We start from the raw sequence: 14,543 nt of genomic DNA on the forward strand, positions 1-14,543 counted from the left end.
ATGTGGTGTCCGGCGGATCACGGCCGGGCCCGAGGCGTCCGGCCTGATCCACCAGACATTTTCAGAAGGAGCACGTCCAGATGGACGAGAAGGAAGTCCTGACCCGGTTCAAGAACGGCCATCTGGACCGGGCCCAGGTGGCCGCGCTGCTGACCGGCGCCGCAGGTGTCGCCGGCACCGGGGCCGCCGCCACCGGGGCGGGACCCGTCGTCCTCACACTGCCGGACCATCGGCCGGAACCGATCTCCACGACCGGGCCGGAGGCTCCCGCGCGGGACGCGCAGCCGGTCGCCGAGCCGGTCGCCGAGCCGGTCGGGGAGCCGATCGCGGTCGTCGGGATGGCCGGGCGCTATCCGGGGGCGCCCGACCTGGCCGCGTTCTGGCGGCAGGCGCGCGCCGGGTACGACAGCGCCTCGACTCCGCCGCCCGGTCGGCCCGGGGACGAGCCCGGCCACTACCTGGAGCGAGTACAGGACTTCGACCCGGAGTTCTTCGGGATCGACGCGCACGAAGCCGCCCTGATGGACCCCCAGGAGCGGCTGTTCCTCGAAACCGCGTGGGAGGCCCTGGAGGACGCCGGCTGCACCGGGGCCCGCCTCGACGCGCTGACCGCCGCCGACGGGACGCCGCGCAGCGTCGGGGTGTTCACCGGCGCCGGGCCCGGCGACTACGCGCTGCTCGCCGCCCGGACGTGGCGGCGCGAGAGGCCCCGTCCGATGCCGCGGGGCGGCCAGTGGAGCCTGCCCAACCGGCTCTCGGCCCTGCTCGGTCTGACCGGCCCCAGCCAGTCGGTGGACACCGCGGAGTCCTCGGTGCTCGTCGCCCTGCATCTCGCGGTGGCCGCCCTGCGGCGTGGCGAGTGCGCCGCCGCGCTCGTCGGCGGCGTACGGCTGCTGCTGCACCCCTCCAGCCGGCACCCCGGCGCGGGCGAGGGCGTGGGCGCGCTGCTGCTCAAGCCGTTGACGCGGGCCTTGGCGGACGGTGACGGCGTCCACTGCCTGGTCCGCGGCAGCGCGGTCGGCCACACCGCGCCCGACCCCACGGCTTCCGGCCCGGGCCGCAGGTCCCGCGGCGCGGGCACTCGTACGGGGACCGCGGGCGGGCGTACGGCGGCCGCCGCCCGAGCCGCGAGGTCGCTGCGCGAGGCGTACGCCGAATCCGGTGCGTGGCCCGCCGGGTCCGCCCGGCCCGGTACGGCGGATGCCCCGGCCGCCGCCGTACGCCAGGACGCCGCGTCCGGGTCGGATGGAGCCGGGGCGCCTGCGGGGCGGGTGTTGCGGGAGGCGTTGCGGGTTGCCGGGGTTGCCGGGGTTGCCGGGGTGGACGGGGCGGCTGTCGGTGTTCGTGAGGATGCCGGGGCCGTGCGTGCGCTCGTGGGGGACGCGGGCGCTGCCACCGGGGTCGCCGTGCTGACGCGGGCGGTGCTGCAGCTGGGGCACCGGGTTCTGGCGCCCGGGCCGGGGCGCGTCGAGGCGCGGCCTTGGGAGAGCGAGGGGCGCGGGCCGCGGCGGATCTGCGTCGGGGTGCGGGGTGCGGGGGGTGCGGACGCGGAGGTGGTGCTGGAGGAGTACCTGCCGGCCGCCGCCGAGTCGCGTGTGGCCCCGGACCGGGCTTCCGTGGGTCCCGAGCTGTTCTTGTTGTCCGCCCCGACCCCGTCCCATCTGGCGGCCACCGCTCGGCGGTTCGCCCAGATGCTGGGCGGGACCGGGCCGGTGCCGCCGCTCGGCGGGCTCGCGCGTGCCCTGCGGACCGGCCGGGCCGCCATGGACTGCCGGTTCGCGGCCGTCGTCGGTGACACCGGCGAACTGCTGCGGGTCCTGGAGCAGTTCGTACGGGACGGGGCGCCCTGCGCCGATCTGCGGGACGGCGGCGCCGACCCGCTGGGGCTGGGCGCCGTACCGGAAACGGACGGCTACCTCGCCGCGCTCTGGCAGGCCGGGCACCTGCACCAGCTGCGCGGCCTGTGGCTGTCGGGGCTGGACGTGGACTGGGCGGTGCTGGAGCCGGCCCGCGGGTCGTCCGCCGCGGACGTGGTGGCGCTGCCCGCGTCCGCGTTCCTGCGGGTACCGCTGTGGCTGGGCGGCGAGGAGGGGCCGGCATGACGGCGCTGCCGCTCGACCCGGCGGGGCCGGGGGAGAACGAGCCGGCCCCGGTCAACCTGTGGTTCTGCCCCAACGAGGACCTCGCGCCGGGTATCGCCGCGACCTTGGCCTCGTACTGGCTGGACGAGAACGAGCAGGAGGTGGCGGGCCGGTTCCTGTTCGAACGCGACCGCCGGCAGTACCTCGTCGCGCACGCGCTGGTGCGCCGGGTGCTCGCGCTGGAGACCGGCATTCCGGAGGCCGAGGCGATCATCTGGCGGTCGTCGCGCGGGCGGCCGTTCCTGCAGACGCCGGCCGGGGGGCTGCCGCGGGGGGCCGATGCGCTGGACTTCAACCTTTCGCACGCCAACGCGTACAACCTGCTGGGGGTTGCGCGGGGTCTGCGGATCGGTGTGGACGTGGAGCGGCTGGACCGGGGCGAGCGGGGGCTGGACAACATCATCGCGACGTTCTCCGGGGAGGAGCAGGACTGGATCGCCAGTGCCGCGCCGGGGCGGCCGCGGGATCGGCGCGCGCTGCGGCTGTGGACGCTGAAGGAGGCGTACTCGAAGGCGCGGGGACTGGGGCTGGGGCTGCCGTTCGACTCCTTCGCGTTCGCGCTGGCCGAGGACCGGGGGGTGCTGTCGTTCCGGCCGCCGGCCGACGACTCGGCGCAGCGGTGGCGGTTCCTGGAGGTGGAGCCGGTGCCGGAGGTACTGGCGGCGGTGGCGGTCGAGGTCGACGCTGCGCGCCCCCCGGCGGTCCACCTCCACCACGGCTTCCCCTGGGGCCGCGCGGCCCCCCGCCGCCTGGTCCTCCCGGCCCCCGCGGGCATCTGACCCCTCCCGTTGCGCTGCCGAGTGCGTGGCTCGGTGTCCCGGCCTCGGCCTCCCGGTCAGAAGGTCTCGTCCTCCGTGTCGTGGATGGCGAGGCGTTGTTCGAGGTCGGTGGTCCAGGACTGGGCCCAGTGCCTCAGGGCGGTGACGGCTGTGCGGTCGAGGCCGTAGGCATGGAACTCCTCGTCGTCGTACCAGCCGGTGCCGGCGAGGCGGTCGTGGAGGTCTTCGAGGCGGAACTCGTCGCGGCCGTGGCGTCGGCCGAGGTGCTCGAGTTCGGTGATGGTGCGCATGCGGGAGGCTGCGTGGACGTCGATGAGGTCGCGTACGGCGCCGCGGTCGGCGAGGGCGCGGACCTTGGTGCCGATGACGTCGTCGAGGGCGAGGACCGGGCCGTACTCGGTGTGGGCCGGGCTGCTCCACAGGTTCTCTTTGAGGATGTCGACCTCGCATTCGGCGCCGTCTGCGGGGTCGGTGACCATCAGGCGGGCGGACAGCGGGTCGACGGCGATGACGGCGACCTGCCATCCGCGTTTGGCCAGCTCGTGGGCGAGGTCGGTGCTGATGTCGGTCATGGGGGCGGGGTTCTCGGTGGCGACGTCGAGGTCCTGGCTGAGGCGGTCGACGAGGCCGTGGGCCTGCACCGCGTAGCCGCCGGTGATCACGAGGGGGTAGGGCGTGCCGATGGCGATCACGTCGGCCAGGAGCCGGCGGTGCAGCGCGCTGAGGTTCACGCGGCGGGCGTCGTCCGTGTCCGGGCCGTGAGCCGGGGGAAGTGCTCTTCCCACACCTGGCGGATGTGGCGGCTGACCAGGGTGCGCAGGACGGGCCACTGCTCGGTCAGCAGGTCGCGGTCCAGGAACGCGGTCAGGTCGTCGCGCTGCCCCTCGGCCAGGACGGTGCGGTACATGCTCATCCGCTGCCGGGGCCGGTCCAGGTCGTAGACGCGCAACCCGGACCACGCCACGTGCAGGGGCAGCTCCACCACCCCGCGGGACGGGCCGGCCAGCTCGTCGAGGGAGGCGGGCAGGCGGCCGGTGTACCGCTCGCGCAGGACCTCGCCCGCGGGCACCGGTGAGACGGGGGACGACAGCTGAGCCATGCGGCCAGTATCCCGTGCCACGGCCCCCACTGGTACAGCGGACGCGACATCGTGCCCCAGCCGCCCTGTGCTTGGCACGTGCTCCACTCGCACCGTGAGTCGAACGTGCGTTCGTGTGAGCCTTGCGGTTTTCGTATCCGCGGTCGACGGGGGAAACAGGGTTGTTGGAAATCTGCTTGACGGGGGATTGAGGGGCGGGGATTTTCCGGTGGCTCGGGTGTCGGGGAGATTGGAAATCCAGTGGGAATTGAGTGGGGCGGGAGAGGATTTGAGGTCCGGGATTCGGTGGAATGGGAGAGGTGCGCGTGGGCGGGGAGCGGGGCGTTCTTGAGGTGGGGGACGGGGTGCACGCCTATGTGCAGCCCGAGGGCGGGTGGTGTCTGAACAATGCGGGGATCATCAGCCATCGCGGGTTCAGTGCGCTCGTCGACACCGTTGCCACCGAGGAGCGGGCCCGGGAGCTGCGCAGGGCCGCGCTGCGGGTGGCGGGGCGGGCGCCGCGGGCCCTCGTCAACACGCATTTCCACGGCGACCACACGTACGGGAACTTCCTCTTTCCCGAGGCGCTCACCATCGGGCACGAGCGGACCCGGGTCATGGTCCAGGCGGCCGGGCTGCACATGGCCGGGCTGTGGCCCGACGTGTGCTGGGGGGACATCGAGGTCAGGCCGCCCGAACTGACCTTCCGGGACCGGACGACGCTCCATGTGGGGGACGTCCGGGCCGAGCTCATCCACATCGGCCCGGCCGCCCACACCACCGACGACACCGTCGTCTGGCTGCCCGATCAGGGCGTGCTGTTCACCGGCGACCTCGTCATGAACGGGGTCACTCCGTTCTGCGTCATGGGGTCCGTCGCGGGGAGCCTGAGGGCCCTGGAGCGGTTGCGGGGGCTGGGGGCCACCACCGTCGTTCCCGGTCACGGGCCTGTCGGGGGGCCCGAGGTGTTCGATGCCAACGAGGGGTACCTGCGCTGGGTGCAGGGTCTGGCCCGGGAGGGCGTCGCGGCCGGGGTGAGTCCGCTGGAGCTGGCCCGTGCCACCGATCTCGGGCCGTACGCCGAGCTGCTGGACGCCGAGCGGCTGCTGCCCAACCTCCACCGCGGCTACGCGGAGGCGCAGGGCCGGCTGCCCGAGGGCTCACCCCTCGATGTCGGCGCCCTGTTCGCGGAGATGACCGCCTACCACGGGCGGCCCCTGGAGTGCCACGCCTGAGGTCAGCCTGTTCAAGCGCTGGATCAGCCGCTTCTGCTCGCGCGCCAGCGCCTCGATCCGCGTGCCCAGGCGGGCTATCGCGCTGCCGAGTTCGTGGAGCGAGGCGTCCGGGTCCGGCGTCGACAGGGACGGGGCGTGGTGCAGGATCGCCTCCATGCGCTCGCGCAGGGCCGGGCCCGGTTCCACGCCGAGTTCGTCCGCCAGGCGGCGGCGGGCGCGCTCGTACACGCCCAGGGCCTCGGCCTGGCGGCCGCAGCGGTACAGGGCCAGCATCTGGAGCTCGTAGAGCCGCTCGCGCACCGGGTGGCGGGCCGTCAGCCGCTCCAGTTCCCGGGCGGCCTCGGCGGGCCGGCCGCTGCGCAGGTGGGCGTCGTACAGCGTCTCCAGCGTGGTCAGCCGCAGTTCCTCCAGCCGCTCCGCCTCCCTCGTGCACAGGGGCCCCTGCCCGCTGCCCTCCAGCGCCGGGCCGCGCCACAGGGTGAGCGCGTCGCTCAGCAGGTCCGCCGCCCGTACGGGATCGGCGGCGAGCGTTCCCCGGCCCTTCGAGGAGAGGTCGTGGAAGTGGTGGGCGTCCGTCCGCGTCGCGGGCCGTCCCAGCGTGTAGCCCGTCGCGTGCGTGGAGATCGGGTCATGGCCCGCGGCGTCGTGGAGCAGCCGGCGCAGGCGGGCCACATGGGCGTGCAGGGCGTTGGCCGCGCCCGCCGGCGGGCGGTCGCCCCACAGTTCGTGGATGAGCCGTTCGGCGGGCAGCACCTGGCCCGCCCGGACCACCAGTGCGCCGAGCAGCGCCCGCTGTTTGGCGCCGGAGGGCGCGACATACCTCCCCGTGCGGCGGTCGAGCACCTCCACCGGCCCCAGGACGCGGAAGTCCATTTCGGTGTCGTCGTCCACGGCTGCGCTGCCCCCTCCCGGCGGAAATGAAATATGTGCCGGTTTTAATGCCCTGAGCGGAATCTACCAGCTTGTATTTCGCCTGCAACCGTCCGGAGCGGAGGGCTGCTCGACACCTGCTCAAGAATTCCGGGACGGTGCACTGGACACCGCTACCGTGCCGGAGTCGAAGGCTGAAAATCGATGGGAACTCGACGAAATACGGAGGACACCGTGAAGATTCAGGTTCTGGGTCCGTTGAGTGCCGAGGTCAACGGGGGCTCGATTGTTCCGACGGCTGGCAAGCCGCGCCAGATCCTGGCGCTGCTCGCGCTCTATCCGGGGCGGGTGATGCCCGTGCAGACCCTCATGGAGGAGATCTGGGGCACCGACCTCCCGCAGAGCGCGCTCACGACGCTGCAGACGTACATCCTGCAGCTGCGCAGGAGACTCGGCACGGCCATGGGGCCGGGCGTCCCGGGCAGCGCCAAGGACGTGCTCGCGACCCGGCACGGCGGCTACCTGCTGCAGATACCGCCGGACGCGGTGGACGTCCACGCGTACGAAAGCCTCGTGGTGGGCGGACAGCACGCGTACGAGGACGGGGACGACGAGCGCGCGGCCGACCTGCTGCGCAAGGCGCTCGGACTGTGGAACGGCCCGGCGCTGGTCGACGTACGTGTGGGACCGATCCTGGAGATCGAGGTCATGCGGCTGGAGGAGAGCCGGCTCGTGACGGTCGAGCGGCGCATCGACGCGGACCTGCGGCTCGGCCGGCACGTCGAGGTCATCGCCGAGCTGACCGAGCTGATCGCCCGGCACCCGCAGCACGAGGGCCTGCACTCGCAGGCCATGGTCGCGCTGTACCGGTCCGGCCGCCAGGCCACCGCCCTGGACGTCTACCGCAGGCTGCGCAACCGCCTCATAGACGACCTCGGGGTGGAGCCGTCCCCGCAGCTCCAGCGCCTGCACCAGGCGATGCTGACGGTGGATCCGGCGCTGGACGTGGTGGCGGGGGCGCGCCGCGGATCCACTTTCGACCTCTACGCCGCCTAGAGCGGTCCATCCGGTCGCATCCGGTCCCATCCGGTCCCTCTCAGTCCCTCCAGTCCCTCCCAGTGCCTTCCACGGCGGTCTGCACACCGATTCGAGCCGGTCTCAAGCGCGGTCGGTGAGTGTCGAGGCCTACGTAGTGCGGTTCCTGGGAGGTGGCGATGGGCGACAGACAGGCCGTACGGCTGCACTGCTTCGCACATGCGGGTGCCGGAGTGTCCTCGTTCTACCGGTGGGACAAGCTCGCCGGGAGCGGGGTGTCGACCACGCCCTGGCTGCTGCCCGGGCGTGACGAGCGGCGCCGCGAGATCCGGCTGACCGGCCGCGACGAGCTCCTGGCCGACCTCAAGCCCCTGTTCGAGCAGATCGCCGACGGGGCCGGCGCCCCCTACGTCCTCTACGGGCACAGCCTCGGCGCGTCGGTCGCCCTCACGGTCGCCCACGCCGCGATGGAGTACGGGCTGCCGATGCCCGCGCTGCTCGCCGTCGGGGCCAGCCCGCCGCCGGACCTGCCGGCCGCCCTCGCGAACTCCGCCGAGCTGCCGGACGAGGAACTGCTGCGCGTCCTGGACCGGTTCGACGCGCTGCCGCCCGGCGTGCGGCCCGGAGACGTGTGGTTCCGGTCCGTCTTCCCCGTGCTCCGCGCCGACCTCCGGCTCGCCCGCAACCTGCGGGCCGCCGCCGTCGCGCCGACCGCGCCCGGCCCCGTGCCCGTACCGCTGCTCGCGGTCACCGGCACCGAGGACCCCCTCGTCGGCGCCGAGGCCGCCGCGGGCTGGCAGCGCTGGACCACCGGCCGGCTGGTGCGGCGGACCGTGCCCGGCGGCCACTTCTTCGTCCGGGGCGGCGAGCTGCCCCGGATGCTCGGCCGGGCCGCCCGCATCGTGCTGCGCGGACACCGGACGGGCCACCGCGAACCGACAGGACAGGGGGAAGGGCGATGAGACGAGTCGTCATCACGGGCATCGGGGTCGTGGCCCCGGGCCGCCCGGGCACCAAGGAATTCTGGTCGCTGCTGACCGACGGCCGTACGGCCACCCGCGCCATCACCCTCTTCGACGCCTCCGGATTCCGCTCCCGGATCGCCGCCGAGGCCGATTTCGACCCCCAGGAGTCCGGGCTCAGCGCGGAACAGTCGGGCCGCCTGGACCGCGCCGCCCAGTTCGCCGTCGTCAGCGCCCGCGAGGCCCTCGCGGACAGCGGCCTGGCCGGCTCGTACGACGCCGCGCGCACCGGGGTCACCCTCGGCAGCGCGCTCGGCTGCACCACCGGCCTCGACGCCGAGTACGGGGTCGTCAGCGAGCAGGGCACCCGTACGCTCGTCGACCACACCAAGGCCGTGCCCCACCTGTACGACTACTTCGTCCCCAGCTCGATGGCGGCCGAGGTGGCCCGTACCGTCGGCGCCCAGGGGCCCGTGGCCCTGGTGTCCACCGGCTGCACCTCCGGCCTCGACGCGATCGGGCACGCCGTCGACCTCGTCCGCGAGGGCAGCGCCGACGTGATGGTCACCGGCGCGGCCGAGGCGCCCATCACGCCGATCACCGCCGCCTGCTTCGACGCGATCCGCGCCACCTCCACCCGCAACGACGAGCCGGAGACCGCCTCGCGGCCCTTCGACCGCACCCGCAACGGGTTCGTCCTGGGGGAGGGCTCGGCCGTCCTCGTCATCGAGGAGTACGAGCACGCCCGAGCCCGCGGCGCGCACATGTACGCCGAGATCTCGGGTTTCGCCTCGCGCAGCAACGCCTACCACATGACCGGACTGCGGCCCGACGGGATCGAGATGGCCGCCGCCATCACGGCCGCGCTCGCCGAGGCGCGGCTGGTGCCCGGGGACATCGACTACATCAACGCGCACGGCTCCGGCACGAAGCAGAACGACAAGCACGAGACCGAGGCGTTCAAGCGGAGCCTGGGACAGCGGGCGTACGAGGTCCCCGTCAGCTCCATCAAGTCGATGATCGGGCACTCCCTCGGCGCGATCGGGGCCCTCGAAGTGGCCGCCTGCGCCCTCGCCATCGAGCACGACACCGTCCCGCCGACGGCGAACCTGCACGAGCCCGATCCGGCCTGCGACCTCGACTACACCCCGCTGACCGCCCGCCGGCAGCGCACCGACGCCGTCCTGACCGTCGGCAGCGGCTTCGGCGGGTTCCAGAGCGCGATGATCCTGACCAGCCCGAACCCGAAGGCGGACCGATGACCACCGTTCTCGCCGCCCCGATCGCCCCCGCCGCCACACCCGCCTCCCGTACGGCCGCCCCCGTCGTCACCGGCATCGGGGTCGCCGCGCCCAACGGGCTCGGCACCGAGGCCTGGTGGTCCGCCGTCCTGCGCGGCCGCTCCGGCATCCGGCCGGTCAGCCGGTTCGACGCGAGCGGCTACCCGGCCAAGCTGGCCGGCGAGGTGCCCGGATTCGTCGACGCCGAGCACGTCTCCAGCCGGCTGATGCCGCAGACCGACCGCGTCACCCGGCTTTCGCTCGCCGCCGCGAAGGAGGCGCTCGACGACGCCGGGGCCGACCCCGCGCAGCTGCCCGAGCACGCCGCGGGCGTGGTCACCGCCAACTCCTTCGGCGGGTTCGAGTTCGGCCAGCAGGAGCTCCAGGCACTGTGGAGCAAGGGCGGCCAGCACGTCTCCGCGTACCAGTCATTCGCCTGGTTCTACGCCGTCAACAGCGGCCAGATCTCCATCCGGCACGGCCTGCGCGGCGCCTCCGGAGTGATCGTCTCCGAGCAGGCCGGCGGCCTCGACGCGATGGCCCACGCCCGCCGCCAGATCCGCAAGGGCGCCGAGCTCGTCGTCACCGGCGGCATCGACTCCGCCCTGTGCTCCTGGGGCTGGGCCGCCTACCTGGCCGGCGGCGGGCTCACCCACCGCGAGGACCCGGCCCGCGCCTACCTGCCGTTCGCCGAGGACGCGAGCGGCTATGTGGCGGGGGAGGGCGGCGCGCTCCTCGTCCTGGAGGGCGCCGAGGAGGCACGCCGGCGCGGCGCCCGCGCGTACGGCGCCATCGCCGGGCACGCCGCCACGTTCGACGCCGACGGGACCTCCCGGCTCGGCGCGGCCGCGGAACTCGCCCTCGCCGACGCGGGCGTCCACCCCGACGAGGTCGACGTCGTCTTCGCCGACGCGGCGGGCGAGCGCGGCGCCGACCGCGCCGAAGCGGAGGCGATCACTGCACTGTTCGGCCCGTACGGGGTGCCCGTCACCGCGCCCAAGTCGATGACCGGGCGGCTCGCCGCCGGAGGCGCGGCCCTCGACGTGGCCGCCGCCCTGCTCACCCTGCGCGACCAGCTGATCCCGCCGACCACCGGGACCGAACTCCCGGCCGACGAGTACCTGCTGGACCTGGTCACCGGCGCGCCCAGCCCGGCCCTCGGGCTGCCGCTGCGGACCGCGCTCGTACTGGCCCGCGGGCGCGGCGGCTTCAACTCCGCCGTCGTCGTACGCGCCCCGGACGCCTGAGCCCTGACCCGTATCCCCACGAAAAAAGAAGCCCCCCACCAGAACAGAGGGAGACCATGGACCGGCTGGAACTCGACGACCTGAAGCGCATCCTGCGCGAGTGCGCGGGCGAGGAGGAGGGCGTCGACCTCGACGGCGACGTCCTGGACCTGAACTGGTTCGAGCTGGGCTACGACTCGCTCGCCATCCTCCAGACCACCGGCTACATCGAGCGCGAGTACGACGTGCTCCTCGACGAGGAGGCCCTCGACGACGCGGACACCCCGCGCCGCTACCTCGCCATGGTCAACGAGGTGCTGTCCGCACGGGCTGCGGTCTGATTCCGTGATCCAAGAGACCCTCATCACCACTGACACCGCCGCCACCGTCGACACCGACGTCTGCGTCATCGGCGCCGGTCCCGCCGGGCTGGCGCTGACGCTCATGCTGCTGCGCTCCGGAGTCCGCGTGACCCTGGTCGAACGCTCCACCGCGTTCCGCCGCGAGTTCCACGGCGAGATCCTCCAGCCGGGCGGCCAGCGGATCCTCGACGAGCTCGGCGTCCTGGCCGGGGCGGTGGCCCGCGGCGCGGCCCGCCTGCGCGGGTTCCAGGTGCTGGAGCGGGAGCGGGTGCTGCTCGACATCGACTACGGGCGGCTGCCCGCCCCGTACGACCACCTGCTGGCCCTCCCCCAGCCGCACCTGCTGGAGGAACTCCTCGCCGCCTGCGAGCGGCTGCCCGGCTTCACCCTGCTCGAAGGGCACCGGATCGCCGCGCTCCGCCAGAAGCGCCCGGACAGCCCCTGCACGGGCGCGGTGGTCAACGGACCCGACCGGGTGCCCGTCACCGTCCGCGCCCAGGTGGTCGTCGGCGCCGACGGCCGGTTCTCCAAGACCCGCGCGCTCGCCGGCATCGACGCCGGGCGCCGGGAGTCCTTCGCCCACGACGTGGTGTGGTTCTCGCTGCACGCGCCCGGCCGGGCGACCGGGCAGGTACGGGTGCACCGCGCTGCGGGCAGCGCCGTACTCGTCCACGACACCCACCCCGACCGGCTGCGGATCGGCTGGACCCTGCCGCACGGCGGCTGGCGCGGCGCCGTCCGGCGCGGCATCGAGGACATCCGGTGGGAACTGGCCGAGGCACTGCCGCAGTACGCCGACCTCGTGCACGAGCAGATCACCTCCATGGCCGATCTGACCCTGCTCGACGTGTTCGCCTCGCACGCCGGGGAATGGGTGCGCGACGGGCTCGTGCTGCTCGGCGACAGCGCCCACACCCACGGGCCGATCGGCGCCCAGGGCATCAACCTGGCCCTCCAGGACGCCGCCGCGCTGCACCCCGTACTCGTCTCCGCGCTCTCCGACGGGGAGCCGACGGCGCCGCGCCTCGCGCCCTACCGGGACCGGCGCGCCCCGGCGGCGGCCGCCGTGCACCGCATGCAGGTCATGCAGGCCCGCTCGCTGTTCGGCGGGGGCGGGCCGGCCGCCGCGTTCCTGCGGGCGCGGGCGGCGGCGGTCGTCACCCGCACCCCGATCGGTGCGAAGATCACCCGGAAGGTCGCGCACGGCCACGACCCGGCGGGGGTCCGCACCGACCTGTTCCCGGTGCTGCACGTCAACCGGTCCCTGTAGTAGGCCGTTCCCGCCGCCGGTCACCGGTCACCGGTCACCGGTCAAGGCAGGTCGTCGCGCGTCACCAGGCGGTGGGCGACCTGCCAGCCGCCCGGCGCGGGGACCAGTACGTCCTCCATCACGCACACCCGGTGCACCTTCGACTCACCGTCCCGCGGGGTCAGGTACACCAGCGCGTAGCTGCGCGTGTGCACCGTGCCGTCGGGCTGCGGCCGCGCGTCCAGCATGCCCAGCCAGTGCCGCAGCTGCTCGCCGCTGCCGGCCTGGACCTCCGCGTTGCGCCGGACGTTCGCGGCGAGGGCCGCGCGCCCGACCACCGGCGCGGGCAGCGTCGGCACGTCGAAGACCGCGTCCTCGGTGAAGGTCTCCGCCCACGGCTCGGCCTCGAAGGAGTCGAAGAGCTGCATCTGGCGGGAGTAGAACTGCTGGACCTCCGCGTACAGCAGGCCGAACTCCCTCACTGCTGTCGTCGTCGCTGTCATCGGTGGACTCCGTTCGATCGGTTCCCGACAGCATCTGCGCCGCAGATCGAGCGCTCTTCGAAGACTCCTCAAGCGCCGCTGCCCAGGCTGGGCCGACAGGGTCCAAGGGCCGACAGGGTCTAGGGGTTCCGCCGCAGCCGCGGGCGCCCCTTCGGGAGCCAGGAGGAGAGCACCATGGCGAGATTCGTGTACCCGCAACTCCCGCTGGACGGCCTGCTGCGCCGGGCGGCGGTCCGCGACCCCGCCGGCCGGGCGATCCGGACCGCGACCGGCGCCGGCTTCACGACGACGGTGACCTTCGCCGAACTGGACGGCCGGGCCGACCGCTTCGCCTCCTACCTGGAGCACACCCTCGGCCGCCGCGGGGCGCGGGTCGGCGTCGCCAACTTCCTCGACCCGGTCTTCGCCGCCGCCTACTACGGGACCGTGCGCAGCGGGAACACCGTCGTGCTGGTCAACCCGCTGATCAAGGAGGCGGGCCTGGTCCACGTCCTGCGGACGGCCGAGGTCGAGGTGGCGTTCGTACCGGCCGCCACCGCCGAACTGCTGGTCAAGGTGGGCGACCGGCTTCCGCACCTGCGGTCCGTCGTCGTGACCGACGCGCCCGACGGCGTGGTCCCCGGTGACGCCGTGCCGCTGGCCGCCGCGCTGGCCGCCGCGCCGGAGCGGGCGGTGCTGCCCGGGGCCGTCGACCTGGACGCCGAGGTCTGCATCCAGTTCACCACCGGCACCACGGGCCGCCCCAAGGGCGTCCGGCTCACCCACCGCAACCTGGTGGCGAACGCGGCCCAGACCGCCACCGCGCACGACCTCGGCAGCGACTCGGTCACCCTCAACCACCTGCCGCTTTACCACACCATGCACCTCAACTCGGGTGTGTACGCGGGCGCCTGCCAGGTGCTGTGCACCGACCCCGACCCGGTCGCCTCGCTCGCCGCCTCCGCCCGCGCCGAGGCCACCCACTACTACGGGCTGCCCGCGCGCCTGCACCGGCTGGCCCAGGACGAGCGGCTCACCCACGACTTCCCGGCCGGGCGGCGCCTGACCGCCGTGCTCTCCGGCGGCACCGCCCTGTCCCCGACCGCCGCCCGGACCCTGCGCGCCCGCCTCGGCGTCCCCGTCATCCAGGGCTACGGGCTGGCGGAACTCTCCCCGCTCTCCCACTGCCAGGACCCGCGCCGCCCCAAGAGCGGCTCGGTGGGACCCGCCGTACCGGGCACCGAATGCCGCATCGTCGCCGTGGACACGAGTACCCCGCTCGACGTCTACGCCACCGGCGAGGTCCAGGTCCGCGGGCCTCAGGTGATGGCCGGCTACCTCGACGACACCGCGCCCTCGCCGATCGACGCGGACGGCTGGTTCTCCACCGGGGACGTCGGGTACCTGGGCGAGGACGGCGTGCTGTTCCTGGTGGACCGGCTCGACGACGTCTTCAAGTACGACAACGAACTCGTCTCGCCCAGCGGCGTCGAAGACGTCATCGGGGCCGATCCGCGCGTCGCCGAGTGCATCGTGGCGGGCTGGCCCGACCCGGTGCACGGCGCGCTCGTGTGGACGGGCATCGTGCTGCGCGACCCCACCGCCCCCGGTCTGCTCGACGTCCTCGATTCCATCGTGGAGCGCGCCAACGCCCGCCTGAACGACTTCGAGCAGATCCGCCGCGTCGAGGTGCTCGACGCCGTGCCGCGGGGCCCCGTCGGCAAGCCCGAGCGGCGCGCGCTGCGGCTGAGCCTGCGCGGCCGGGCCGCCGCGGAGGCCGCGGCCGTGTGACCTCCCGCGGCCCCTGATGCCCGCGCCCGTCCTTCCGTACGTACGAACAGCAG

The 14,543-nt window shown here is 73.9% G+C and carries 14 protein-coding genes; 10 read left to right on the forward strand and 4 right to left on the reverse strand.

The features are described from left to right. The first annotated feature begins 80 nt into the window (after nt 1-80). Together ACIQU4_RS36320 and ACIQU4_RS36325 are read left to right on the forward strand one after the other, a co-directional pair. Nucleotides 81-2,102, forward strand: coding sequence for a polyketide synthase (locus ACIQU4_RS36320; RefSeq protein ID WP_403740245.1), 2,022 nt, complete (start codon nt 81-83; stop codon nt 2,100-2,102). Then, complete coding sequence (locus tag ACIQU4_RS36325) at nt 2,099-2,920, forward strand: 4'-phosphopantetheinyl transferase family protein (RefSeq protein ID WP_403740248.1); 822 nt, start codon at nt 2,099-2,101, stop codon at nt 2,918-2,920. The genes ACIQU4_RS36320 and ACIQU4_RS36325 overlap by 4 nt, the downstream gene beginning before the upstream one ends. 56 nt (nt 2,921-2,976) lie before the next feature. On the opposite strand, the gene ACIQU4_RS36330 is transcribed toward ACIQU4_RS36325, so the two are convergent. Both ACIQU4_RS36330 and ACIQU4_RS36335 read right to left on the reverse strand, forming a co-directional pair. Then, nucleotides 2,977-3,651: a nucleotidyl transferase AbiEii/AbiGii toxin family protein gene (locus ACIQU4_RS36330; protein WP_403740251.1), complete on the reverse strand. Its 675-nt coding sequence runs from the start codon at nt 3,649-3,651 to the stop codon at nt 2,977-2,979. Further along, entirely contained in the window at nt 3,648-4,019 is a 372-nt protein-coding gene (locus ACIQU4_RS36335) for a hypothetical protein (protein ID WP_403740254.1), read from the reverse strand. The genes ACIQU4_RS36330 and ACIQU4_RS36335 overlap by 4 nt, the downstream gene beginning before the upstream one ends. Before the next feature lie 290 nt (nt 4,020-4,309). On the opposite strand from ACIQU4_RS36335, the gene ACIQU4_RS36340 reads away from it, so the two are divergent. Then, entirely contained in the window at nt 4,310-5,233 is a 924-nt protein-coding gene (locus ACIQU4_RS36340; RefSeq protein WP_403740257.1) for an MBL fold metallo-hydrolase, read from the forward strand. Here the strand turns inward: ACIQU4_RS36340 and ACIQU4_RS36345 are convergent. Beyond that, entirely contained in the window at nt 5,159-6,124 is a 966-nt protein-coding gene (locus tag ACIQU4_RS36345; protein ID WP_403740260.1) for a BTAD domain-containing putative transcriptional regulator, read from the reverse strand. The two genes, ACIQU4_RS36340 and ACIQU4_RS36345, sit on opposite strands and share 75 nt — an antisense overlap. A 213-nt stretch (nt 6,125-6,337) precedes the next feature. Between ACIQU4_RS36345 and ACIQU4_RS36350 the strand changes: the two genes are divergently transcribed. The 6 genes from ACIQU4_RS36350 to ACIQU4_RS36375 all read left to right on the forward strand — a co-directional run bounded on the left by ACIQU4_RS36350 (nt 6,338) and on the right by ACIQU4_RS36375 (nt 12,238). Next, a complete protein-coding gene (locus tag ACIQU4_RS36350; protein WP_403740263.1) occupies nt 6,338-7,159 on the forward strand; it encodes a BTAD domain-containing putative transcriptional regulator in 822 nt (273 codons plus the stop codon). Between the two features lie 158 nt (nt 7,160-7,317). Next, nucleotides 7,318-8,100 carry a thioesterase II family protein gene (locus ACIQU4_RS36355; RefSeq protein ID WP_403740266.1) on the forward strand — a complete coding sequence of 261 codons (783 nt, stop codon included), beginning with the start codon at nt 7,318-7,320 and terminating at the stop codon, nt 8,098-8,100. Beyond that, nucleotides 8,097-9,362, forward strand: coding sequence for a beta-ketoacyl-[acyl-carrier-protein] synthase family protein (locus ACIQU4_RS36360; protein ID WP_403740269.1), 1,266 nt, complete (start codon nt 8,097-8,099; stop codon nt 9,360-9,362). Before ACIQU4_RS36355 ends, ACIQU4_RS36360 begins: the two co-directional genes overlap by 4 nt. Next, a complete protein-coding gene (locus ACIQU4_RS36365; RefSeq protein ID WP_403740272.1) occupies nt 9,359-10,627 on the forward strand; it encodes a ketosynthase chain-length factor in 1,269 nt (422 codons plus the stop codon). Before ACIQU4_RS36360 ends, ACIQU4_RS36365 begins: the two co-directional genes overlap by 4 nt. Nucleotides 10,628-10,683: 56 nt before the next feature. Next, nucleotides 10,684-10,947 carry an acyl carrier protein gene (locus ACIQU4_RS36370; protein WP_403740274.1) on the forward strand — a complete coding sequence of 88 codons (264 nt, stop codon included), beginning with the start codon at nt 10,684-10,686 and terminating at the stop codon, nt 10,945-10,947. A gap of 4 nt (nt 10,948-10,951) precedes the next feature. Further along, nucleotides 10,952-12,238 (forward strand): FAD-dependent monooxygenase, encoded by a 1,287-nt coding sequence (locus tag ACIQU4_RS36375; RefSeq protein ID WP_403740276.1) that lies wholly within the window; start codon nt 10,952-10,954, stop codon nt 12,236-12,238. A gap of 41 nt (nt 12,239-12,279) precedes the next feature. On the opposite strand, the gene ACIQU4_RS36380 is transcribed toward ACIQU4_RS36375, so the two are convergent. Beyond that, nucleotides 12,280-12,720, reverse strand: a complete 441-nt coding sequence (locus tag ACIQU4_RS36380; protein ID WP_403740279.1) for a nuclear transport factor 2 family protein — start codon at nt 12,718-12,720, stop codon at nt 12,280-12,282. A gap of 174 nt (nt 12,721-12,894) precedes the next feature. On the opposite strand from ACIQU4_RS36380, the gene ACIQU4_RS36385 reads away from it, so the two are divergent. Further along, on the forward strand, nt 12,895-14,490 hold the full coding sequence (locus ACIQU4_RS36385; RefSeq protein ID WP_403740281.1) for a class I adenylate-forming enzyme family protein: 1,596 nt from the start codon (nt 12,895-12,897) through the stop codon (nt 14,488-14,490). The last annotated feature ends 53 nt before the right edge of the window (nt 14,491-14,543 follow it).

Source organism: Streptomyces sp. NPDC090741, assembly GCF_044769045.1.
GTDB lineage: Bacteria > Actinomycetota > Actinomycetes > Streptomycetales > Streptomycetaceae > Streptomyces.